Source organism: Okeania sp. SIO2F4 (assembly GCF_010672385.1).
Lineage (GTDB): Bacteria > Cyanobacteriota > Cyanobacteriia > Cyanobacteriales > Microcoleaceae > Trichodesmium.
Genome location: NZ_JAAHGT010001412.1, coordinates 1 through 1,368 on the forward strand (window position 1 = coordinate 1; position 1,368 = coordinate 1,368).

Below are 1,368 nucleotides of genomic sequence, written 5' to 3' on the forward strand. Positions count from 1 at the left end.
TGTTTCATCTGTCCAGCAAAGCATTCTCAAGGAAAGCTTCTCTGGTTACGGAGTATTCAGTAGAAAAAGAGGCTAACTGATAATTGATAATTGATAATTGAAATGACCTCTCCAACAGATTCTTTAACCTTACTTAGTCCCTTCAATATAGGAGATTTAACTCTGAAAAATCGAGTCATCATGGCTCCCCTAACTCGGTCTCGTGCTGGAGTAGAAAGGATGCCTAACTCTATGATGGCAGAATATTACTCTCAACGAGCAGGTGCAGGTTTAATTATTTCTGAAGCTACTGTCATTTCCAAACAGGGTATTGGTTGGGTTAACAGCCCCGGTATCTACTCAGACGAACAGACTAAAGCTTGGCAGCAGGTTGTAGATGCAGTTCATGCCAAGGGAACTCCTATGTTTCTTCAACTTTGGCACTGTGGGCGAGCTTCCCATACTAGCTTTCAGGAAAATGGTCAACTCCCCGTATCTGCTTCTCCGGTTATCTTAAATGAAGAATATATTCATACCCCCATTGGTAAACAACCCTATGAAATACCCCGCGCTCTAGAAACAGAAGAAATTCCAGCAGTTGTAGAAGATTATCGTCAGGCTGCTGTCAGGGCAAAAGCTGCTGGTTTTGATGGAGTAGAAATTCATGCTGCTAATGGTTATTTAATAGACCAGTTTTTACAATCAAAGACTAATCATCGGAGCGATCGCTACGGAGGTAGTCTGGAAAAGAGATTTCAATTTCTTAAAGAAATTACTGAATCTATTTTAACTGTATGGCCGTCTCACCGAGTCGGAGTCAGAATTTCACCCAATGGTGCTTTTAATGATATGGGTTCTCCAGATTTTCGGGAAAATTTTCTTTACGTTGCCAAACAGTTAAATAATTACGGGTTAGGTTATCTTCATGTTATGGATGGTTTAGGATTTGGTTTTCACGAGTTAGGAGAACCAATGAATTTAGCAGAATTTCGTGAAGTCTTTTCTCAGCCATTGATGGGAAATTGTGGGTATGAAAAAGAAACTGCTGAAGCTGGGATTAATTCAGGAAATGCAGATTTAATTTCTTTTGGCAGACTTTATATTAGTAATCCTGATTTAGCAGAACGTTTGGCTAATAATTGGCGGCTAAATCCACTGCCTGATGTAAAAATTTGGTATTCATTTGACCGAGAAGGATATACTGATTTTCCTACTTATCAAGAATTAGGGAATAGGGAATAGGGAATAGGGAATAGGGAATAGGGAATAGGGAATAGAATTATTTTTGGGAATTGGTATAAGTTTTCTATATGTACTTTTAAGGTAAGTATTCAGCTATTAGCTATCAGCTCTCAACAAGAAGACCCCGTTTTTAAGGATGTGGTTTAA

The 1,368-nt window shown here is 38.9% G+C and carries 1 protein-coding gene; it reads left to right on the forward strand.

Annotated elements, in window-relative coordinates; translation table 11 throughout:
• Nucleotides 1–102 precede the first annotated feature (102 nt).
• Nucleotides 103–1,221 carry an alkene reductase gene (locus F6K22_RS40845; protein ID WP_293110875.1) on the forward strand — a complete coding sequence of 373 codons (1,119 nt, stop codon included), beginning with the start codon at nucleotides 103–105 and terminating at the stop codon, nucleotides 1,219–1,221.
• Nucleotides 1,222–1,368: the final 147 nt, after the last annotated feature.